The organism is Methanosarcina siciliae T4/M, from assembly GCF_000970085.1.
In the GTDB taxonomy this organism is placed as follows: Archaea; Halobacteriota; Methanosarcinia; order Methanosarcinales; family Methanosarcinaceae; genus Methanosarcina; species Methanosarcina siciliae.
The window spans coordinates 2360187-2382600 of the sequence record NZ_CP009506.1 but is presented as its reverse complement, the minus strand read 5'-3'; the positions used below and the strand labels follow the sequence as shown (position 1 = coordinate 2382600).

Here is a 22414-nt window from a genome sequence, read left to right as displayed (position 1 = left end):
GATAAGGGATGGAAAATATTTCAAAGTCACCGTTTATGAAAAAGTCTAATGAACTAATATTCATTCTGGTTCTGGGCTTTATATTTACACTGGTAGCTTCCAAATATAATCTTTTTGAATCTGTCGTATTGTTTGTTGAAGCTTACAACAGCGACGAACTGGGGCTCCTGCTAATTCTTTCTATATACACTTCTTTTGGAATGGGGATATTTTCTCTCAGGAGATGGTTGGAACTTGAAAATACCCTCACACTTTACAGGGAAGCAGAAGAAGATCTCAGGAAAAAAGATCATATGTACAGGGCTTTATTTGAAATGTCCAATGATACTGTTATTATTTCGGATGGTAAAAAGGTCCTGGATATAAATAAAAAAGGCTGTGAGATTTTCGGTTTTCGGGAAGGGAAGCCACTTAATATTTCTTTTATCTCCTTCATTCCACCTGAGTACCTTTCCGAGCTTCAGCATGCACTTAAGGAAACCTTCAAGCAGGTTTCTTCTTGTTTTGAAATGAAGTACCAGAAAACTGAAGGGGAAATTGTTGACATTGAGGTTAACCTGTCCCTTATCGATAGAAATGATAATATAATTCAGATCGTAGCCCAGGACATTACCGGGGTGAAAAATGCAGAACGGTTGGAGCAGGAGAGTCGGGAAAGGCTCAAAACCATCCTCGACAACACCCTCTGCGGCATCCTGCTAATCGAAGCCTCCTCCTTAAAAGTTGTAGATGCAAACCCGGTTGCCCTGAAAACCGCAGGTTATTCCGAAAAAGAACTTATAGGAACGGTCTGCAGCCAGTTAATCTGCCAGGCAGGGGAAGAAGGATGTAACATGCCTTCGCTGGATCCGGCCGGGGAACTCTCTGAGAGTATACTTTTCAAAGCCGGAAGAGACCCCATACCTATCCTCAGAAACGTTGTGCCCGTCTCAATAGGAGGAAACGGGTATTTTGTTGAAAGCTTCATTGACCTCTCCGAAATTAAAAAGGCTGAAGAAGAGTTTCTGCAGGCGAAACTTGCAACCGAAGGAGCAAAACGTGCAATGAGCTAATTCCTTGCGACCATGAGCCATGAACTGCAAAAGGCCCTGTTCCCTTGCCCAGAAGTTAAAGCCTTTTGTAATTACTCAGGATCTCACACTGCCTTAAATGAATGGGAAGGACGTGCTTAAAAGCCTGAAAAAAGTTTAATCCCTTTACCAGACACCATTGTTTTTCAGGGTTGCCAGGATATTGGTGAATTCATTAGTGAACCTGCACTTCCGGAAATCCTCAGAGTTCAGGATGCTTTGCTTTATCTCCTGCAGCCCGATCAAAAGACTAATGTCGTTACTGTATTCAAATTCGTCACCGGGTACGGTGATATGTTCTGCAAGGATTTCAAGGAACCTGGGGTCCAGATCATCCGTGATGTAGGTGTCCAGAATCAAAAGGTCTGAAATTCTTTTGTAAAAATCTATCAGGTTCTGGCAGTTATGTATGGAGTAGGTTTTTGCCTCTTGTTTTTGCCGGTTGAGGTAAATAAGGTACCTTGTGATTGTGCTTATAAGGGTTTCGGTAATTTCTTTTTTGGGAAACTCAATTGGGAACCTTCGCATCATTTTTGCGTTCAGGTAGTGGTTTTTCTGCATTTTTTCCCGGTGCCAGATTTCGGGCAGAGTCCTTGCTATGGCAGAGTTAAGGACAGCGGTGACATAATGGTAGAGTGTGACATCCCCAAGCACAACCCCTACTCCGCCTGCAAAAACATAGTTTCCGATAGCATCGTATGACGCATGAAAGCGGTAATGGTTAGTGATGATTATTTTAGGTGTTTTTACATATTTCAGGAGGCTTTCGTTTTCCAGGCGGTAATCGTTGTCAGATTCGATTTCCTGTCTTACGGACCCGTATTTCTTTTCCCCTTCTAGCAGTTTATTATAAGCTACAGGAAACTTTGTTTTCAATTCCTCAGGCTGAAAAATTCGGTATTCTTTCTTTATTTCATATCCAAGGATCTCATACGGCAGTATGTAATGATGCTGTGTGGGCTGGACAGCAAATTCATTCGAAAGAGTATCGTCCATATAAGGATACACGAGTTCTTTTTCTATGCCCACATGTCCTGCGCTTATATTTGTTTGCAGGTATCTGTAGCCATTGGGCGCATCTGTACAATATTCCGAAAGGTTCATTTTGTATAGCAAATCTTTTGATGGGGATACGCCTTCAAATATCTCTATTGAAATGTCTTCCAGCGTTCGAGGTATTTTGCTCAGTCTCTCGACAATATCGTCTTTGCTCCAGAACATATTTCCACTCCGTTTTTATATATTAAGAGTTTCCAGGGAAATCTCTCCTCGGTTATCATTAGCAATATAAAAAAATTAAAGTTCTTATTTTGGGGCATTTTACTTTTGACTCTGGGAATTTCCGGATCAAAGTTTACATATAATTCTTTATATAATAATTTATTCATAACGCAGGTTAACAATTGAAGTTCATCTTTATCTTACCATAACAGAACTCATAACTGAAGCCGTGAATCAAAATTATTTCTGCCCATATAAAAGGAGATTTTTGAAAATTGAAGTCTAATTGCCGGGTTTACATTTTGAAAAAGACTTTTAAAGCCGTTCTTGCGTTTTCAAGCATATTATGATTATTATTAAAATAAATGTAGACTTTTTCAGGCTCAAATTCATTTATTTTCCGGATAGTTTCTTCAATTTCTTCCCGTGTATAATTGTAACTATACCAGCCTTCTCTTCCGTGCATTCGCACATAAACTATTTTTCCGGAGAAAATCCGGTCCCTGTAATCCGGGGAGTCAACGGATACCAGTGTCACCTTTTCCAGAAGCTCTTCACATGTGTCATCGTTTCCGAGCAGTTTTTTGTTCCTTATTTCCAGAGCAAATTTTTCTCCAAGCCCTGTTTCTTCCGCAAACCCGAGAGCTGTTGCAGCATCATCAAACTTCGGCGGCGCTTGAAATAGGTAGAAATCAATAAGGTGTTCCAGGGGTTCAAAAAGTCCCCTAAAATTTTCCCAGGTTTCAAGAGCACTTTCTCCGAACTGTCGCCAGTGGGTAATGGACCTGTGGACTTTTATGCTCCACCTGAGTTCAGCCCCTTTCGTGCTCCAGCTCCTTATGCTTGAAGGGGCAGGAAATCTGTAAAAACTTGCGTTTAACTCTACGGAATTAAGCCCTGAATTTTCCACAAACCAGTCCAGATTTTTCTTTTTATTCCATTCATAGTACCAGCCACTCGTACCCACAAATGTATCCATATAGTCCCCTTACAGGTATACAGGCATGCTGATAGATGTAGCTTTTGGCTCTGAAAAATCCGGGTTATGACGGAATGGATGGTTCGAAAAAGTAAGCTCAAGTAACGTAGAAGAGATTCAAAACCCCATGGCAGGTGCAGGTCGTGGCTATGAAAAAAGCCCTTTCCTCGGGTTTTTCAGGCTTTTCAAGGCTCCTTTCTTCCTGAAGTGTACTTACGAATTCCATGATTTCCAGTATATTCCGTTTGAACTCCCCTCCCTTAAGCCCGCCGACTCCCGGTTTCATCTGATGGCTCTCAAAGACCCACCCCTGTATGGTTTTATTGAGTTCTCCTGTATATTCGGTAATGGTTCTCGGTTTATCTCTCCCGAAGATCGGGCATCGGTCTCGCGGTCCTGGGCAGCCGTCCGGACAGATTTCACCTTCCCTTGCGTATGAGAAAAACAACATTCCATACTCAGGGTAACTGCCTGCGGTTACATCTCCTGGAATGACTGCTGCAAGAGTTTTGAAAAAAACCAGGAGCTCCGAATCTTCAGGTCGGATGAAGAGTTCGTTTACAGGTCTTTTTTCTCCTGAAATCTTTTTTTCCGGGACCTCTTCGGGGATCGCTGTTTCATGAAGATTTGCTTTGGGATTTTCCTCAGTTTCTGTTTCCTGTACGGGGAACTCCAGGATATCTGCAAGCATGTACGCAACCGCATGACACGGCACGGCAGGGATGATATTTTCGGGAATGCCCAGCCTTAGGAGAAAAGGAACGCTGTGCATATCCATTGCGTAAAAGTAAGCTTCAGGCCCGGGAAGTTGTTCAGCGTTTTCTTCCCTGAGAGATATTTTTGTTTTTTCCCTCAGGAGATTTATGAGTTCACTCCTGTTTTTCAGAACCCGGGCTTCTCTTGATGCGGGTGCATTTTCATCCCTGTCAATGATAAGCACGAAGGGGAATCCGTTCTTGCGGGCGTATCGGAGAAAATCGGTGCCGATTTTTCCTCCGCCCAGTACAAGACAATAGTCTTTGATTACTTGAAGGTTGTTAAACACCTCGATTTTTAGCTTCATCGGGATCGCTTTGTCGCCTTGAGTTACCATTAAAACCTCTCAAAAAATACATCTCAAATTTCGTATTAAGCAATTTGTAATTTGTCACTATATAAAATTACATTTTAGAGGCCATTTTAAGTATCCGTTCATTCTTTGTCCCTTTTTTCGGGCTCTTTTGTCAGGCCTGGCTGTTGCCAGTTATAAATAGGTACGCGGCGATTGCTCCAGCCTTCAAGACCATTTTCCCTGATCTCTTTGAGGTTATGCATTACCGAAGCTTCGCATCGGGGTTTTAAAGCCGCAAACTTCTCACAGGTTTCAAAGGCCGTGCATTCCCAGCAACCCTCGTAATCTTTTTCCTCGCAACACTGGATTATCGCACAGGGCTCCGCACCGCACCCTCCTGAGCTTCTGCAGCCTTCGGAACAGGAGTGGTTTGTAAGGGCTTCAAGCACGGTAAGAAATGCATCATACTCCTGAAACTCCGCACCAAAAGGACTTTTTATGCTGGCATAGCTCTGAAAGTCTATATTCTCAAGTTCCTCTTTAAGTTGCCTCGCGATTTTACTGTGTTTATTCTGAAAATGGATACAGTCAGCGCAGTAAAGCCCGCAATAAGCTGTAAGTTCTTTTTCCTCTTCTCCATTCATATGGACAAATCTGCCTTCCTTTTATATAAAAGGGGTAGCAACGAACCTCCATACCAGGTTCAATTTTTGTGTTACAACGTTTAAATCCTGATTATACACTGATATATTTCTCACTGTGTATTTATTGTATCAACATCTGTTTAACGCAGTCTTTAATATAATTATATTTTTATTATGTTACTATATTTAGTTATTGATTGTGCAGTGATTCTGAAAAGTACTTTTGTGTTGTAAGCGGTCTAATCCAGGAAAGAGCGCATTCATCTATTTTCGCACAGTTGAGGACCATTCCCACGTATCTTGCCAGCTGTCCTAGACTTACCTGTTCTTCTTTTTGTACGGTATGCTCCTTCAATCGAAAAGACTTCAGCGTTTTCGGGGGTATAAAGGTCGATTTCATAGTGGCATCTGTCAGATTGAAAAGCTTTTCTTTACTGAAATTTAAGTTTTTAACTTTCTTTTTTTCATTTTCAATTTGATATATTTATATAATATTACATCAATTTTTTTGTGTTTATTTATGTATGAATCAGGAACAAGGGAACCATTTTTGTACTGAACAATACACGTGATTTTATTAACGGGTAAATCTCCAGTACAATACCTGATTTAATTGGATACTGGATTTAGTGGGGTAAACAGATGAGTAAAAAAGAGTGCAACCTTTCGATAGATGAACTTCTGAAGTTTGATGGGGTAATGGCAGCCGGGATTTTCAGCCCGGATGGAAAGCTCGTGGAGTACAAATCAAAGACTGAGATGCCAAAAGTTATGGCTGTGATGACTGCAAAGTTCTGCGGGACCGTAAACATGATGTTCGATGCTCTGGCCAGTGCATACACGGAGCTCTACAAAATGAACTGGGTTCCCCAGCACAACTGGATGTACAGCGGCGGCGACTGGACCGTTATGATCTCAGGTACGAGAGGGGTTTTTGTCGAGAGCTCAAAGGCAGATATAGAGAAGATCCTTAAGGGTCTTGGGATGTGTTAACAAAAGCAATGTTGGCTAGCCTCTTCAGGTTAGCCAATCCGTTTCAGGTGAAATCGTACAACCCGGGATATCATTTATCCTGAATTATTACATGTTAAAGAAAGAAATATTTTAGCGCTGTCCTTTTATACCTGTAACAACATATAATAGATTGATCCATAAGGTCAGTCCCAGATCTATGAAGAAGACGTACAAAGGAAGTATGTAACTTAAATAGGTAATGACTTGACTTAAGTAGTAACTTGACTGAGTAATGACTTAAATAAGTAACTTAAATAGGCATAACTTGACTGAGTAATGACTTAAATAAGCATAACTTAAATAAGCATAACTTGACTGAGTAAAGAACTACATTAAATTGTGGATCGGGCCTTATGGGTCACATCAAGACCCTCATGTTATTTCTCTCTATTCCTGTTTTTCTCTCTTTTTCTTTGCTGCAAATCTATCTTTTACGGTCCCTTAAAGACAACCTGCAATTCTTGCAAAGCAAAGCTTTTGATATCAATATACCCGAAGTGAACCGGAAATGAAGCCTTTTGAATACGTTAAATGTAAAGCCTTTCCCTGTTCCGATATCAATAAAGGCGGATATCTTATGCCTGCTGTAGAAGTCGACCCCGAAAAAGTTAAAGTGGTTATGATTTCCGATGCCCCTCCCGAGGACCCCCTGGACTAATTTTATTCTTCAGGAGAGGCATTTTATCTAAAAACGACTCTTCAGGCATTCAACGATGCAGGCATTCCCGTAAACAGCATTCAGGAAATCCTGAATCGCGGGTTCTACCTGACAACAGCAGTCAAATGTGCAAAAACCCAGCACGTGATTTCGGCAGATACGGTAAAAAATTGCTCTCTGGTGCTCGAAAAATAACTTTCTCTGTTCCCTAATGTTGAGATGTAGTTACAGGGATCAAAGACAAACTACTCCGCTTTAAAAAGATACGTTATTTTCGTTTTTCCCGTTTTCGCACTTTTCTTTGCTCCCCTGTTCTCTGAATTTAATCCGGAATTCTGTCCCTTTTCCTCTTCCAAGTTCGATGTTGCCTTCAATCTGCTCTACAAGGATATTTACAAGTTGAAGTCCGAGAGAAAAGGTACTTTTTAAATCAAAATCCTCAGGAAAGCCGATGCCGTTATCCGAAACTGTAAGCAAGAACTCTGAGATTTCACAGTTTCCGAGATGCCCGTTACAACCTTTCTTCTGAATGCTGCCTGTATGGTGGAGTTTGATCTGGATTTCTCCACTTCTTCCTTCGGGAAAAGCATGCTTTAAAGAGTTAGATACAAGCTCATTGACAATAATCCCCAGGGGAATCCCGGTATCCATCCCGAGAAATGCACTTTCCACATCCAGTTTTAAGCGAATATCTTCACTTCCTACCAGGTATGACCTGAAAAGTTCATTCGCCAGTTTCTGGATATATGCTTTAAAATCGAAGGTTTCGACATCCACAGTTTCTCTTGTTTTATACAGTTCCTCATGGATCAGGGACATTGAGATGACCCGGTTCTGGCTGTCTTTGAAGGATTCTTTTACCTTTAGATCACTGAAATATTCGGCCTGAAGGCTGAGCAGGGATGAGATTACCTGAAGGTTATTTTTAATTCTATGATGGATCTCTTTTTTCCTGATTTCCTCCGTTTTTAAAAGGGTTTCTTCTGCTTTTTTGCGTTCGGTAATATCAAGCATGACACCCACAATTCCGATTACTTCCCCGGCAATATTGCTGTAAATGGCTTTGTGGGAGAGAAAATTCCGTACCTTTCCGTCTGCACACTTTATTTTCAATTCATGAGGTAGGCTTTTTCCTCCCCCCAGGAGTATCCTGTCATAATAGATGGAAGTGTTAAGCGTTTCTTCCGAGTACTGTTCTCTAAATTCGTACATGGAGTGTCCTATTACTTTTTCTTTCGGAAGGCCAAGGACATGCTTTGCAAACATTTCATTGCAGCCCTGGTAGATGCCTGCAAGGTTTCTATAAAATACAGGAGAGGGGATGGCGTCAAGTATTGTTTCAAGGAAGCATATGTTGTTTTGAAGGTCTTTTTCCACCTGTTTGCGGACCGAGATCTCACTGAACAGCTGTTTATTTGTTTCTGTAAGCTCAGAAGTCCTTTCTTTAACGAGCTCTTCCAAGTGTTCCCTGTACTTATTTAATTCTTCTACAACTTGCCTGTGCTCGATAACCTCCGCAATCACAAGGGCAACAGAGTTTAAAAAGTAGGTCTCAGCCGCAGTAAACTTTCTTTTCTTTGTGGAATGGGCTCCCAGTACTCCGAAGGGTTTTTCCACATCTCCTATAATGACGCTCACCCCGCTTGCAATGTTGTGGGAGCTCAGGATTTCCGGGGCTTCAAAGCGGTTTTCTTCTGCAAAGTCCCTTACAATTACAGGAACCTTTGAAAAAATAGTATATCCTGCCTGAGATGATTTTCCTCCTTCCACAACGGCTTTTCCCACAAGTCCGGGTTTCCAGCCGATACCTGCTTTGAGCAGGAAATTTCCATTGGGGGTAAGTTCAAGGATTTTGCAAAATTCAAGGTTCAGGGTCTTTGCGATCAGTTTTACACTTTTATCCATAAAGGCCTGAAGGTTTTCGCATTTAAAAGCCATTTTTCCAAGGGTATAAAGAGCATCATATTGTTTTTCTTTGATACTGAGTTTTTTTCCCAGTTTTTTCTGTTCACTTATATCAAGCCCGTAAATGTTTACAAATTCCTTTTCTGGCACGGGCTGGAAGTCTATGAGATACAATTTTTTACCCACTTTGACTTCTATTTTTTCGGGGTCATTCCTGGAAACAACTCTTTTAATAATGGTTTCCATAGAATGAGGTAATTTCCCTTGTCCTCCAATATCCCAGATATACAGTAAAGGCTCAGCTGCCTTATTTGAATAAAAAATACTCCCGTCAGTCCCTGCCCGAAGCACGGGATTCGGATTCTTAGATACTAACTGATCCATTTTTTCTCCTTTTCTCTTCCGAGCTCCCCTCTTACCCTGGCCCTAAAATTGGCTCATGAAATCCAAAAATTCATTGCCATCGGATTAACTGAAAGTTATATTTTTCCTGTCTGGCATATTCGCTTTCGTAAGAATAAGTGAACAAAAGTTAATATAGTGTTATTTATTTCGTGTCCCCATTGCTTTGTATATACTTTTACTCTAATAATTGTTTCCTCCGTCTCTTCCATGCTTTTTTCTGTGAATGGTTCTAAAAGTTTTTACCAATCATCCGAGTAAATGTTCAATGTGAGCAATTTATATTAACAAAATATGCTCCGATCGATAAATTAAAGCTATATAGATATATATGATATATATTTACGACTTGGAAAATCTATTTATATATGGCAGACAACTCTAATATGTCGAAGAGAGTCCAGAAACTAGACATAAACATGAAAAATATGCATTAAAAACAAAAAAGGTGATATAAAAATGGAAAAAATCAGGAACTTAATTATCGAGAACGTGGCAATGTTCAATAAGGCATTTCCGGATAGGTTCTGCCATTGCCCGGATGTGATCTCTGCGATCTCATACGACTACAAGTTCACTTACGGACAGGTCGAAAACGAGATCGAGAAGATGGTCCATGAAGGGGTTCTTGACGCTGAAATTTCCGACTGGTACGGAATAAAGCTCTTATAAGAACAAACTGCCTCGTGAAAAAAGAAAGGAAAACACAGATCAACGCGTAACGAAGCTCTGGATAAGATCAAGTATTCAAGCAGGCATTTAACTGCCTTCCGAGAACCTGGTCATTTAAACCAGTATTTAAGTCGGGTAAAGAAACATAATACAGCGAAAACTTCAGCCGAAGTTTCACCAGTAGCTATTTCTCCCCCTTTAAAATCTTTTAAGCCGTAGAAAAGCCAGAGGATTTTTCAGTCCGAAACGAGCCTTCAGTCCGAAACAAGCCTTAGAAGTGGACATCTTGAATAACTGATTTTCTTTTGATAATACCTCTTTGCATGTTCCACAAGAAGGGCATGATATTCCTGATAGATAACCGGGTCTCCCGGCACATTCTCTTCAAACAGGGCCTTGATTTCAGAATACTTCGCTTTCTCCTCAGCCAGGCCAAGGTTGCTCACAACTCTTCTGGTGTATGCATCAACCACAAATGAGGGCTGTTTAAAGGCATAAAGCAGAATAGAGTCGGCAGTTTCGGGTCCAACCCCTTTTAGCGAGAGCAATTCTTCCCTTTCAGGCGTTCGGCTTTTCAAATCCGTGAACCAATCTGCAAGAATTTTGAGACGAATTGCTTTCTGGTTATAATAGCCTGCGGACTTTATGGCTGCCTTTAAGTTTTCCATGTCAGTGGAAAGGATTCCTTCCGGAGAAAGGGAGTCCGTTTGCCTGAGGTTGATAAGGGCTTTTTCAACCTGCTGCCAGTTCGTATTCTGTGTAAGCAGAGCCCCGCAGATAATCTCAAACTGCTGGCTTTCGGTATGCGGATAGGTATAATCTCCTGGATGATACCCCCGGATGGCTCCTGTTTTTGTGGGATTTGTCCCGTTTCCATCATGCAGTTCTATGAGGGGCCACCAGCCCTGAGGCCCGTATGAATCAAGGAGGAAGCCGTAAATAGTCCGGATAACAGGTTCACTCAAAGTCTTTCCGGAACTGAGATTCTGAATATTTTTCTTCATTTCAACCTTCCTATATCAGGGAATTCCATTTTAATTCTTCTATACCGCCCGAATTGCGATTTGGGAGCCCGCTGTCCTTTTCGCTCGCTTCGCTCACTCAAGAGGACTCGTATAAATGATAATTGCAGCATACTTTTATTGCTGCATTTTCATAAAAACAAACGTAGGCTGGGAGGGTAGTTATTAGGACTTACGGCATTGTCCGGCTATCTTAGACTACCACCCTCACTCCTACGGCTCTCCGGCAATTTAACATGTTACAGCTCTGTGCTCACAGAGTCTGGCGATTTTCCACGAGCTTACGATCTGTAGAGAGCAGAGGGATATTTGGTCTCCAGCCTATAAAATCGTATTGTGGGGGATCAAAAAATGTATTTGAACATCGGTATTGATATCGCTAAGGATGCTCATGAAGCCTGTATTTTGGACGATGAGGGTAAACAGATTGGAAGGTATATCCAAATCAAGAATTTAAAAAGCAGTATCGAGAAATTCATAGAACGTGTGGAATCAGTATCTAATAGATTAAATTCAATTCCTCGGATTGGAATGGAAGCTACGGGAATATACTGGTATGCCATATATTCGGAACTTTCAAAACACTATGAAATTCATGCCTACAATCCTTCTCAGGTAAAGGGGTTTGCAGCGGTCAACATTAGGGGATCAAAAACCGATAAAATCGATGCAAAAACAATTGCTGCGATACTTCAATTTGGGGAGGCGCCAAAAACCTGTTATGGCGATAAAAAAAGAATGGAATTGAAAGAATACTGTGGATTCCATTTCAAGTTGAAATCAAATGTGGCTAATCTAAAGAAGCGGTTAATACGTAACGTACATCTTATCTTTCCCCGATATGACCAGATGTTTTCCAGCATATTCACTAAAACATCTATAGCCATTCTAAATGAAGTACCAAGACCCTCAGATATGCTTGGAATGGGAGAGGAAAAGCTCTATGAGTTTATGAAAAAAACGAGCAGAAATCATTACAGTCCTGAGAAAACAAGAAAACTCTTAGAAATGGCGAAAGATTCAATTTCTCCTGACTTTATTGAGGAGGCTTTATTATTTGAGGTCAAGTCCTTGCTTAACCTGATTGAATACATGGAAAGCCAGATAAAAGAAGTGGAAACCAGGATTTTGGCTGCTTGGGAAACGTTGAAGGATAAGCATTACCTTCAGACAATTCCTGGAATTAGTGATTTAATGGCGGCTATGATCTGGGCGGAACTTGGAGACGTGGAGAACTTTCAACATCCAGACCAGATAGTCGCTTTTGCAGGATATGATCCAAAAGTAAAAAAGTCTGGGAACAAGGAAGTTATTTCAGGACCTAACAAAAGAGGATCAAGATTGTTAAGATGGGTTTTGGGGAGAGCTGTTGTGCAAGCAAAGATGCATAATCCGGTGATAAAGCAGTATTTCATGAAGAAAATAAGTGAGGGGAAACACTACAATACTGCACTTTGTGCGGCAGCTAAAAAGATGATAAGGATTATTTGGTCGGTAGAAAAGAATAAAAAACCTTTCCAAGTCCCGACATAAAGTAACATGGTAGGAGAGGAGAGATGAGGAAAAGGATTGAATAACGGTAGTGGTGGCTATAGATTTTTGTTGATAGATGTAAAAAAGGAAGAACGATTTGTAGGTTTAGAGGAAACAAAACAACCTTATTAGACGTCTTCACGGAAATTTACCGCGCTTACAGCGCGGCTTTTTCATAATGGAGTTATCTTGATTAAAAAATGGAATGTAAAAAATCATTTATAACATGTCTAAATCAGATTAAATAATAGACCTGAGCTTTAAAACCATACTTGCTGTACTGTGTCGTTATTGTCCCCTGTGTCGTTATTGTCCCGCTCGACGCAGGAGAGCGGTCTTTCCCGTAAAAATGAAGAAAAAAGTAAGCTGCTGCGTGAGCTCGTAAGCATAAACGAGAACCGAATTGATCAAACCGGTATAATTTTCGGCCTTTATTTATCTTTCATTTGTTTTGCTCTTCTTTGTTTTGTGAAGGGCCATCAGACAAGCTGGCGGAGGAGTTTATGTTTAATGGTGTATTTTTATGAGGTTCTCGAGGTCAAGCCAGGTATTTTTTTGATGGGGGAAGATTGAATCCAAAAAAAATGTAAGGTTTCTCAGTCTGCCTGTCGGAGGCAAGTGAGAATGTATTGAGGCGAAGTAATATTGGACTGTAAAATATTAGACTGTATCTATTAGCCTGTCTGCAGTTAACGCTTAATTTCTTTCGGGCCCGGAACTGCAGCGGTCAAGCAGGGCATTAAGGCCTGTTTTTAAAGGCTGCACTTCTTCTTCTTCTTCTTTTACAGGGGTAGAAGGTACCTGGATTTTTGCAGGGGAGTATTTGACCGCGAGTACTCTTATTATGCCGAGCACAAGCAGCAGAACGGCGAGGCTCAGAATAAATTCATACCCGAACTTCTGGGAATAAAGACCTACGGCGATCTCCCGCAGGACTATCAGGATCGTGGCATCCGTTATATCCGTGAGTTTGATCCTATCGTGTTCGTGGTAATCGACAAAGGCTTTGAAAAGGTCTATAACAATGAAAACTGTCAGTACACTTGTTACCATGTGGTTGAAGCCGCTTTCAAGGGACTCAAAAATTATGAAGCGGATCTCAAGTAAGGTTTTTGCCATTCCCAGAATTAAAGCCAGAAGCAGTATGTAAAGGATGACTGTGGTTATAACATCCGTAACCTGCTTAAATAACTTTATACTATCCATTTTTTCTCTCCATATAAAATATCACATACCTACTTTTATGATTATATATAGTTTTTCACATTATAATATATAGTTTTCTCAAAAATGGATATTATATATCTGCTGATTTTTTCTTTTTACTTCAAGTTTGGAGATCTTTTCTTAAGCAAGTTCCTTCGAGGTAGAATACAGGATTTTAAGGTCAGGGAACGTAATTAAGATCAGGGAACTTAAATTCTAATAAAGAAAAGAGGGGCGAAACTCGAAAGACAAGTAATTCCATAAGCAGGTAATTGCCCAAAGTGGAAGTTTAAAAAATAATGGCATCTTATATACTAACGTCTATTCCATGTACTAACGTCTCTTGAATTAGCATCTTGTGATTAGATGTTTATCGATTTTTATGAAAACTCATATTAGGGGGTAACATTCTGGTTTTGATCGCCATGCATAAGGTTACATTTGCAGTTTTAGGTATTCTCGTAATCGGAATTTTTTCACTTGTTATGGTAGACGGAGCCTTTCTTCCGAAGAAATATCTTGAGCCATGGTCGGGGACCTATCACACACAGTTCGAAGACCCAAGGGTCCAGGTCCTGGCGCACGGGGTGCTTGCTCCGAATTCCCACAACCTGCAGTCCTGGAGAGTGGTACTTGAAGGAGAGAACAGCTTCCTCCTTTATGTTGACCCTGGCAGACTTAGCCCCAAAGCCGACCCTCCGGGCCGACAGGTTACCATCAGCCAGGGGACTTTCCTGGAATACGTCGGAGTTGCAGCGGGAAATCTGGGGTACGAAGCCGAAATGCAGCTTTTTCCGGAAGGGGAATACGGGCCGGAGGGCACTGCCACAAACCTGGGGAGCAAACCGGTTGCAAGAGTGATTCTTAAGGAAACTACCAGAGAAACTGAGCCTGAGTCTTCTATTCTCTATAAATCAATGTTTGTGCCTGACGCATACAGGGTTCCTTACAGAGAAATGCAGCTTTCTAAGGAAGATATTGAAACACTTGAAGCCCTGAGCACAGAAAATGTCACAATCCTGATTTTCCAGGACCCTGAAAGCCTTGAATCGCTCGGAAACATTGTTCTAAGGGCAGCAGAAGTTGAAACTGGAAACGATGGGATACAGAAGGAAGGCTTTGAGCTATTCAGGCCCAATGAATGGAAGAAAAATGAGTATAGGTACGGCTTCAGCCTGGATGGGCAGGGGCTCCCGGCCTTTAACATACATCTGATGCAGGGCCTGATCAGTCTCTTTCCTTTTTTGAATTCTCCAGAAGTATCGGGGCAATCCTTTCTCAGCCAGACGGAATCTGCAGTTGAAAATACGCCGGCATATGCTTTGATAATTACGAAGGGTAATAGCCGCACGGCACAGGTCGAAGCAGGAATCCTGTACAGCCGTTTCCTGCTCGCAGCTACGGATATGGGATACGCCATGCAGCCCATGAGCCAGGCTCTTGAAGAGTATCCTGAAATGGCTGAAATATATATGGAAATCCACGAGGCATATACAGGGGAAAACGAAACTATCCAGATGCTCATAAGGGTGGGAGTGCCGGAAAAAGAGGTCTCTCCGACGATGCGGCTTGATGTGATGGACATCACCGAAGTATCAAAAGCTACAGAAAATAGCTACATAAGGCTTTGACTTGTTCCTTCGTTTTTCTGGCGGCTCTGTAGTGATCCCTGCAGAGCCATTTTACACTTTTGTTTTATTGAAATTCAACGATTTTTAGTCCGTATAAAGCCATTTTAAATTTCCTCACTCATACCTCAGAGCATCCACAGGTTTCAGTTCGGCCGCATTCTTTGCAGGCACAAGCCCTGCAATAAGCCCTACGATTATAGAGACAAGGGTTGCAATGAGGGTACCTTTCAGGCTGAGGGCAAATTCGAAAGGCACGTTCATTTTAACGGAAATCAGGAGCAAAATCAATTGCACTGCAGCCGTACCCAGCAGGATGCCTATTATTCCGCCCACAAGGCTGATCATTGCGGCGTTGCAGAGGAAAATCAGCATGATATCGCGATTTTTTGCCCCTATTGCCTTCATTATTCCGATCTCTTTTGTCTTCTCAAGAACCGAGGTAAACATTGTGTTTGCGATCCCTGTGGAGCCTACAAGGAGAGAAATTCCTGCAATGAAGGCTAAAAACGATGTAAGACCGTTAATCAATTTTTGAGTGCTCTCAATCGCTTCTTTTGAGGAGCTAACATAGAAATCCTGCGTATCTTCGGTAACCTTTCTCGAGAGTCTCAATTTACGCTCAATCTCCTCAAGAGCGGAATCATAGTCTGCCCCGCCATAGAGCTTTATTTCTATACTGTCGTAGACGTCTCTTTCCCTTTCAGGCATATCCTCATCACTATACGGGATGGAGTATGCCTCCTGATAGGGCATGTAAATGCTGCTCCCAAAAAGCCCCCCCATCCCCCCGAGAAGCCCCCCGCTGTTTTCCAGAATCCCGATTACCCTGTAGGACCTGCCGTTGAGAAGGATCATCTGGTTGAGCCGGATCTCCCGCTCGAAGGTATTTTTTGCGAGTTCGTTTGAAATAACCACAACAGCCCGGTCTCCGGGCTCCAGCATTCTCCCTTCTCCCACATTCTTATTAGTGATCTCAGGCCAGACTCCGGGGTCCACACCTTTAACCCGGACATAGGTCGTCTCGCTCCCTAATTTTAATTCCGCTCCGTCTTCAACATTGACGTTTACATACTCTATATCCGGGATTCTCTGGAGGACAAACACGTCCATTCTCGTGAGTTCGGCTTCTTCTACGGGTTCGTATACCACAGGCCCGGAGTTTTCGTTATCCGTTTCCCCTCCGCCTTCTGCAGTCGCCCCCAAACTCCCGTCCGAGCTTTCGACCGTATCTTCTTCGTATCCCACAGCTTCTTCCGACGAGATTTTAAAAGGAGTGGAGGCCACTATTGTAATGGTGTCGCCTCCCAGCTCTTCCAGGGTTTCGGTCACCTGCTCCTGGAAATATTCCCCTGTCGTAACAATTGCCACTACCGAGGCAATGCCTATGATGATCCCTATAATGGTCAGCCAGCTCCTCAGCCTATTGGCTTTGACCATGTTCAGGGCAATTTTCAAAATCTTTGCCAATTTCATTGAAACCACGGGCTCAGGTTTCTTATTTATTCTTCCGGCTTCTGTTCGTCCGGAGAGTTTTCGCCTTGCCAGTTTCCGTCGGCGTTCTTTTCTTTCAGTTTCTTCTGGTGCTTTTTATAAATAAAAAAGCCTACAGCGCCGAGCAGGATCAGCAACCCGAGCTTATAAGAGAATAAACCCGATTCATTACTTTCCTCCTGCATTTTGGAACCTACCGGAAGAGTGACCGGGGAGGCATAAAGGGAGAACACGTTTTCTTCGACCTGTCTCATCCCGTCACTGGAGGTATAAGTTATTTCAAATTTTATCGGAAGATCCTGGCCTATGTTTTTAGGTTCAAGGTTGAAGTCCGCAATCGTGATGTCTCCTTTTTGCAGGTTTCCAAGGATTACCGAATTACTTCCGTCCGTTACGGTCCAGTTTTCCTGCGAGGGGATAGAGATCTTGACTGAGTTTGCGCCGTTGTTTCCTATATTGGAAACCGAAAATGTGTAAGCTCCCGTAGGACTCCTTTCCATGAAAGCAATATCAAAATCCGTGGTACCTCCGATGTAGATTCCAGCCTTGCTTTCGATCGTCTTTCGCTTCTGGTTTTCAACATATCCAGCTTCCGTAATTGTCTGGAGCTCTTCGATGTCATCATAGGTAAGCACCATATCCAGCTTGTACAGGCCTGGCTTTGTGTTTACGTTGGTCAGGACATCAAAACTGACATTGGCAGTTTCTCCTACATCAATAAGGTTAATATGCTTGACATTGCTGGAACCAACAGGCAGGATCAGGTCGTTTGTGCATTCCCAGGAGAACATTGAGTTCTTCAGGGGTGAATTCCCTACATTTTTTATGCCGAAACTAAGGGTGGTTTTCTCTCCGGGAATCAGCTTTTCGACACTGATATATTCGATTTCGGCGTTTGACTCGCTGTCTATATCGATCGTGAGTTCCCGGTTAAGGGAGACTTTATTTTTTCTGTCTGTTGAGTAGAAGTAGACTTTGAGAGGATATTTGCCTTCATTTACGTCGTTTTCCACTCCTATTTTAAACTTGACGACCCTTCTGCGGTCATCTTCGGAGCGTTTCCCGAGAGTGCCTATATCCTCTAAAAGATTCTCTCCCGAAAGAGCCCGGAAAGGATACTCTGGCTCGATTTTCAGATAACAGTTCTCTATGTCATTATACCCTGTATTCTCGATAGCGATCCTTACCTCAAGCACGTCCCCGGGATTTACGGGATCAGGATCCTGGTTGAGCAGGGCAATACTTATACCTTTATCAAGACTCCTGTTTGAATCAAGAGTGCTTGCAGCAAAGGCAGTTCCGCTGCATAATAACAGACATAACAGAATCAAAAAAATAAAACTTGCAAAGTTTTTAAGCCCCATTTTTGGATACCTCAATTTAACTGTTCACTTACTAATTTCCTGAATTTTGCCACCTATTTTCTTCAGAAGATTTTCATCAGAAACCCAATTTGAAAATAAACATGAAATTTGTTCAATTTCCAGTTCAATCCCGACTGAAAAACCTTATTTTTCCCCTTAAGGCCACCAGGATATTCTGATCATGTTTCAGGACTGATCTGTGCTTTATTTGGCCCGTCACTTATCATTTCCCCGTCCTTTAGCTGGATATGTCGACTTGCAAAGCCTGCAAGGTGCATATCATGAGTGACCATAACTACCGTTTTTCCTTTTTCCTTCCAGAGTCTGTAAAGAATTGAAATAACTTCTTTTCCGGTGATGCTGTCAAGGGCTCCTGTAGGCTCGTCTGCAAGGACGATTTCCGGGTCACAGGCAAGGGCTCTTGCAATCGAAACTCTCTGCTGCTGCCCCCCTGAAAGCTGGGCAGGTTTGTTCTGCATCTTATCGGAAAGCCCTACCAGTTCAAGCAGTTCCTTTGCCTTTTTTTCTGCAACTCTGTCCTCAATTTCTTGAATTTCCAGGGGCAAGAGCACGTTTTCAAGAGCCGTCATTCCTGGAATAAGGTTGTACTGCTGGAAAACAAACCCGATTGTTTTGCCTCTGAGGGCTGCGAGATCCGATTCCTGAAGCCGGGATATATCCCTCCCTCTAAGGAAAATTTTGCCCTGAGAAGGAATGTCAAGACAGCCCACCAGGTTCATCATCGTGGACTTCCCGCTTCCTGAGGGCCCGATTATAGCGGCAAATTCTCCTCTTCCCAGTTTCACACTCACATTTTTCAAAGCATTGACCTGGAACTCTCCCATCTGATAGGTTTTCCAGACGTTCTGAAAGGCGATCAGTGTATTTTCCATGTTTTCTCCTGAAGGACTTACTTAGTAAGTATAATACAAGATTTAAAAGGTTTGTTCAATTTCCTTTTTGTTTTTTGGGAATTCAGTTTTGCTCATAATACAAAATTTCGAAATATCGTGGCAGTCTCAGGTTATTCTGCTTCCTAATTCAAAAGAATTTCCCTAAATAACTTCAAAATCAGTAGACTATTTTCTATCAATCTTTTATGAGTTTTCCCAGCCCGATCCTCAAACTGATTGTTTTCTGCTCTTCTTGAGTCCACTTCTCTTCCCTGCTCTATGATTGTTTGAGACTTTGCACAGAAAATATAAATATAATAATTTCTGATGCGGTTTATTGAGGAACTTTGTCCCTCATTCGAAGTCCGAGTCCTCAAAAATAAACAATTCGTCAAGCGTGGTGTCCAGAGCTCTGGCTATGCTGTAAGCAAGCTTGAGTGAAGGGTTGTATTTTCCCTTTTCAAGGAAAACAACAGTTTCTCGTCTGACTCCTACCATTTTTGCAAGAGCTTCCTGGGTCAGGTTATGCCTTGCCCGAAACTCTTTGATCCTTGTTTTCACGCTACATCCTCCGGTGTCCTTACTCAATATCACCCTTCTGCATGAAATACCACCTGAAAACATTTGCCGAGATTACCATAAAGAAAAGAAGTATCCCCAGAATTAATTCAGCCGTAAGTTCGGCAAGTTTGAAGAATTCAATCCAGTAGAGCACCATGATCAGAACAAGCGTCAGGAGCCAGGAATATGTAATTCCGTATGCTGCGAGTTTCTTTGTCCTTTCGTCCCTGTCAGGAAGATCCCCACGCCTGAAGAGCCTGAAGGCTGTCACAATAAAGATAACCAGTCCCATACTAATCAGAATGATTGAAATTGATGCATCAACTTCAAGAAAAGACGCAGAAAGTATTCCGGCAAGCATAATGATTATTCCAAGAACCAGTTTGTACCTGTATATTTTTTCCACATTTTTACCCTCTTTTTTTTCAATATATTTTTCAATATTTTTTTATAGATTACTTAAATCGGCTTTTTAACTTGTTCATTATTTATAACATATTATTTGGGATTTCTAACATTATGTTAGATATTAATAACACAATCTTCTATTTCCAGTTTTTGCCTGGAGTGAAGGTTTAAGTTAGATATAATAAACATAATGATCTATAAATCTAACAAAATGTGCTTTATATCTAACTAATATCTTCCGGATAGCAAAACTCATCAGAATAACAAAACTCATCAGGATAACAAAACTCATCAGGATAACAAAACTCATCAGGATAACAAAACTCATCAGGATAACAAAACTCATCAGGATAACAAAACTCATCATAACTCCTGCTCAAAACAGTTTTTTCTCGGCTCTAACTCAGTATAAATACAAGAAGTAACTTACAAAAAAAATATTAAGGTAAAAATAGAATGTAAAGTAAAAATAGAATGTAAAATATTTAAGTGTCCCCCGGGCAACTGACCGGAACCTACCATGCCTGGAATCTGCTGTTTCATGGATGTTTGATAAATGTACCTTTTCTGTATTCTTCAAAAGCCGTTTTCAATTCTGCCTGCGTGTTCATAACAATAGGCCCATACCAGGCAACCGGCTCCCCAATGGGCTTTCCCGCTACAAGCAGGAATCTTACCCCTCGCTCGCCTGCAGTCACCTCTATCGAATCTCCGTCCCCGTAAAAAACCAGGTTCTCTTTTTCTATCATACAGTCCACTGCCGGGTCAAGATATCTTTCTCCTTCAACTTCAAAGGTGCAAGTGTCTTTTTCCCGGTCGAAATTTCCGCTGCCCTCTACCACGTACGCAAAGACAGCATATCCGGGAACTGTACGATGGAAAAACTTCTCCGCCGGCGGGACTGTAACATCCAGGTATTCAGGTCTGGTTATTATTTCACGAACAGGTCCTTCAATCCCGTTAACTTCCCCGCAAATAATTCTTATCTTCAGTCCCTTTTCCATAAAAAGTTCAGGCACTATGTTACTTTTGATCTCCTGATAGCGCGGATTCATCATTTTGTGCGAGGCCGGGAGGTTTGCCCAGAGCTGAAACCCCCAGAGAATCCCGTTTTTATCTCCCTCTGGCATTTCCTGATGGATAATCCCGCTTCCGGCAGTCATCCATTGCAGTTCTCCAGGCCGGATCACACCTTTATTTCCCAGGCTGTCCTCATGCCGGACCTTCCCCTGAAGGACATAAGTGATAGTCTCTATTCCCCTGTGCGGATGCCAGGGAAATCCCATGACGTAATCCCCCGGTTTTTCAGAATGAAAGTCATCAAGCAACAAAAAAGGGTCAAGCTCGGGTACATGCCGAAAACCAAACACCCTTTTTAAGTGTACTCCTGCTCCCTCAATGGTGGGCATGCTCCTCATTACTTTTCTTACTCTTCTAAGATTTGCCATTATATTAATTCCCCCAAAAACATAAGGCTCAAATTGATATCTCTGATTTTTCTGAAAAATATGTTTTAGTCTGTAATATTTTAGTGTAATATTTTATATAAACGAACTTATGTTTTGATATGTTACGATGTAAGATTCGTGAACTCCTGAGTTTTTTCATTTTGGCCCGGGGTTTTTCTATTTGAATCTGAAGCTTACCAGGTGAGTCCTAATTTTTCTCATTTGAATCCTGGTTTTCTTTCCTTTTACTTGCTTCTGTTTATTTGTAGAATATTTGTAGAAGAAAGATTTTGCAAAATTTTGATAAGAGATATTTAATAAAAAGTCATATATTATGAATTATGGGAAAATATGAGTCTGGGGTATATAGGAAAGCTGATCACCGGAACGATAAAGGAATGGATACAAGACAATGCAAAGACTTACAGTGCTGCTCTTGCATATTATTTTGTGTTAAGCCTGCCTTCCCTTTTGTTGTTTTCGGTATCCGTAGGGAGTCTTTTTTTAAGGTCTAAGCAGATTCAGGACGTCATAATCAGCAATCTGCAAGGGTTCGTTGATCAGAGTGTAATTGATATGATTAGTTCTCTCTTTGAATACATTCCGGAAGTAAATTCCCTTTCAATAGGTGCATTGATCGGGTTTGTGATCCTTCTCTGGAGTGCAAGTAATGTTTTCAGGCAAATGAAGAAATTCCTTGAGGTAGCCTGGGATATTGAACCTGCCGGGTCAAGTACGGTTAAAGACTTCATTAAAGGTTCAATCGTCTCTTTTTTCGTGGTCATTGTTTTTGGAGGGCTTCTTGCGCTCAGCATAATTGTCGAAGGGGTACTTTATGCAGTTTCAAAAGTGTTTCAGGAGTGTTGCCCCTTTCCTCCGATTCTTGCCCGATACGCCGGTTCCATAGCCAGCTTTCTGATCCTTGTCCTGTTTTTCATGCTTGTCTACAGGGTTTTGCCCGATACAAAAATGGATCTAAAACCCGTTTTTGTAGGGTCGCTGGTAACAGTAATTCTCATAAACATAGGCAAATATGCTATTGGGTTTTATTTCTCATACAGCAACCCTGTTAGCGTTTATGGAGCGATCGGATCAGTCGTTGGGGTATTTCTTCTGATCTATTACATCTCGATCATGATTACAATTGGTGCGGAATTCACCAAGGTTTACTCGGAATCACGGACTACCGCTGAAGTTAAAGATTGTTCAGAGCTATAAGGCCTTCTCCGAAAAACGCCGGG

General features: G+C 41.7%; 20 protein-coding genes. 7 read left to right on the top strand and 13 right to left on the bottom strand.

Annotated features, from left to right (window positions below; genetic code table 11):
* Nucleotides 1-8: 8 nt before the first annotated feature.
* On the top strand, nucleotides 9-1052 hold the full coding sequence (locus tag MSSIT_RS10115; protein ID WP_048174674.1) for a PAS domain-containing protein: 1044 nt from the start codon (nucleotides 9-11) through the stop codon (nucleotides 1050-1052).
* Between the two features lie 144 nt (nucleotides 1053-1196).
* On the opposite strand, the gene MSSIT_RS10110 is transcribed toward MSSIT_RS10115, so the two are convergent.
* The 4 genes from MSSIT_RS10110 to MSSIT_RS10095 all read right to left on the bottom strand — a co-directional run bounded on the left by MSSIT_RS10110 (nucleotide 1197) and on the right by MSSIT_RS10095 (nucleotide 4965).
* A complete protein-coding gene (locus MSSIT_RS10110; protein WP_048172124.1) occupies nucleotides 1197-2291 on the bottom strand; it encodes a hypothetical protein in 1095 nt (364 codons plus the stop codon).
* Nucleotides 2292-2586: 295 nt separating this feature from the next.
* Nucleotides 2587-3270: a DUF72 domain-containing protein gene (locus tag MSSIT_RS10105; RefSeq protein WP_048172122.1), complete on the bottom strand. Its 684-nt coding sequence runs from the start codon at nucleotides 3268-3270 to the stop codon at nucleotides 2587-2589.
* Between the two features lie 97 nt (nucleotides 3271-3367).
* On the bottom strand, nucleotides 3368-4363 hold the full coding sequence (locus MSSIT_RS10100; RefSeq protein ID WP_048172121.1) for a hypothetical protein: 996 nt from the start codon (nucleotides 4361-4363) through the stop codon (nucleotides 3368-3370).
* Nucleotides 4364-4461: 98 nt separating this feature from the next.
* Complete coding sequence (locus MSSIT_RS10095) at nucleotides 4462-4965, bottom strand: DUF3795 domain-containing protein (RefSeq protein ID WP_048172119.1); 504 nt, start codon at nucleotides 4963-4965, stop codon at nucleotides 4462-4464.
* Between the two features lie 642 nt (nucleotides 4966-5607).
* Here MSSIT_RS10095 and MSSIT_RS10085 point away from each other — a divergent pair.
* Nucleotides 5608-5958, top strand: a complete 351-nt coding sequence (locus MSSIT_RS10085; RefSeq protein ID WP_048172116.1) for a DUF2173 family protein — start codon at nucleotides 5608-5610, stop codon at nucleotides 5956-5958.
* Nucleotides 5959-6487: 529 nt separating this feature from the next.
* A complete protein-coding gene (locus tag MSSIT_RS23180; RefSeq protein ID WP_156158840.1) occupies nucleotides 6488-6637 on the top strand; it encodes a hypothetical protein in 150 nt (49 codons plus the stop codon).
* A 255-nt stretch (nucleotides 6638-6892) separates the two neighbouring features.
* Here MSSIT_RS23180 and MSSIT_RS10080 read toward each other — a convergent pair whose 3' ends face one another.
* Nucleotides 6893-8926, bottom strand: coding sequence for a histidine kinase dimerization/phosphoacceptor domain -containing protein (locus MSSIT_RS10080; RefSeq protein WP_048172114.1), 2034 nt, complete (start codon nucleotides 8924-8926; stop codon nucleotides 6893-6895).
* A 477-nt stretch (nucleotides 8927-9403) separates the two neighbouring features.
* On the opposite strand from MSSIT_RS10080, the gene MSSIT_RS10075 reads away from it, so the two are divergent.
* A complete protein-coding gene (locus MSSIT_RS10075; protein WP_048172112.1) occupies nucleotides 9404-9616 on the top strand; it encodes a hypothetical protein in 213 nt (70 codons plus the stop codon).
* 254 nt (nucleotides 9617-9870) lie between these two features.
* Here the strand turns inward: MSSIT_RS10075 and MSSIT_RS10070 are convergent, their stop codons facing one another.
* The gene (locus tag MSSIT_RS10070) at nucleotides 9871-10620 is read right to left on the bottom strand and encodes an endonuclease III domain-containing protein (RefSeq protein WP_048172110.1); all 750 of its coding nucleotides are present in this window, start codon (nucleotides 10618-10620) and stop codon (nucleotides 9871-9873) included.
* A gap of 369 nt (nucleotides 10621-10989) precedes the next feature.
* On the opposite strand from MSSIT_RS10070, the gene MSSIT_RS10065 reads away from it, so the two are divergent.
* Complete coding sequence (locus tag MSSIT_RS10065) at nucleotides 10990-12171, top strand: IS110 family RNA-guided transposase (RefSeq protein WP_048172108.1); 1182 nt, start codon at nucleotides 10990-10992, stop codon at nucleotides 12169-12171.
* Between the two features lie 696 nt (nucleotides 12172-12867).
* Here MSSIT_RS10065 and MSSIT_RS10060 read toward each other — a convergent pair.
* Nucleotides 12868-13377: a phosphate-starvation-inducible PsiE family protein gene (locus MSSIT_RS10060; RefSeq protein WP_048172106.1), complete on the bottom strand. Its 510-nt coding sequence runs from the start codon at nucleotides 13375-13377 to the stop codon at nucleotides 12868-12870.
* Nucleotides 13378-13802: 425 nt separating this feature from the next.
* Here MSSIT_RS10060 and MSSIT_RS10055 point away from each other — a divergent pair, with 425 nt between their 5' ends.
* Nucleotides 13803-15008 carry an Acg family FMN-binding oxidoreductase gene (locus MSSIT_RS10055; RefSeq protein WP_048172104.1) on the top strand — a complete coding sequence of 402 codons (1206 nt, stop codon included), beginning with the start codon at nucleotides 13803-13805 and terminating at the stop codon, nucleotides 15006-15008.
* A gap of 114 nt (nucleotides 15009-15122) precedes the next feature.
* Here MSSIT_RS10055 and MSSIT_RS10050 read toward each other — a convergent pair whose 3' ends face one another.
* The 6 genes from MSSIT_RS10050 to MSSIT_RS10020 form a co-directional block, all read right to left on the bottom strand.
* Nucleotides 15123-16481 (bottom strand): ABC transporter permease, encoded by a 1359-nt coding sequence (locus MSSIT_RS10050; RefSeq protein WP_048172103.1) that lies wholly within the window; start codon nucleotides 16479-16481, stop codon nucleotides 15123-15125.
* Nucleotides 16482-16507: 26 nt separating this feature from the next.
* Nucleotides 16508-17863 (bottom strand): COG1361 S-layer family protein, encoded by a 1356-nt coding sequence (locus MSSIT_RS10045; RefSeq protein ID WP_048172102.1) that lies wholly within the window; start codon nucleotides 17861-17863, stop codon nucleotides 16508-16510.
* A gap of 179 nt (nucleotides 17864-18042) precedes the next feature.
* A complete protein-coding gene (locus tag MSSIT_RS10040; protein WP_048172101.1) occupies nucleotides 18043-18756 on the bottom strand; it encodes an ABC transporter ATP-binding protein in 714 nt (237 codons plus the stop codon).
* 354 nt (nucleotides 18757-19110) lie between these two features.
* Complete coding sequence (locus MSSIT_RS10035; protein ID WP_048174673.1) at nucleotides 19111-19317, bottom strand: helix-turn-helix transcriptional regulator; 207 nt, start codon at nucleotides 19315-19317, stop codon at nucleotides 19111-19113.
* A 19-nt stretch (nucleotides 19318-19336) separates the two neighbouring features.
* A complete protein-coding gene (locus tag MSSIT_RS10030) occupies nucleotides 19337-19723 on the bottom strand; it encodes a hypothetical protein (protein WP_082088948.1) in 387 nt (128 codons plus the stop codon).
* A gap of 541 nt (nucleotides 19724-20264) precedes the next feature.
* Nucleotides 20265-21173 carry a pirin family protein gene (locus MSSIT_RS10020; protein WP_048172099.1) on the bottom strand — a complete coding sequence of 303 codons (909 nt, stop codon included), beginning with the start codon at nucleotides 21171-21173 and terminating at the stop codon, nucleotides 20265-20267.
* 351 nt (nucleotides 21174-21524) lie between these two features.
* Between MSSIT_RS10020 and MSSIT_RS10015 the strand changes: the two genes are divergently transcribed.
* Entirely contained in the window at nucleotides 21525-22391 is an 867-nt protein-coding gene (locus MSSIT_RS10015; RefSeq protein ID WP_048172098.1) for a YihY/virulence factor BrkB family protein, read from the top strand.
* The last annotated feature ends 23 nt before the right edge of the window (nucleotides 22392-22414 follow it).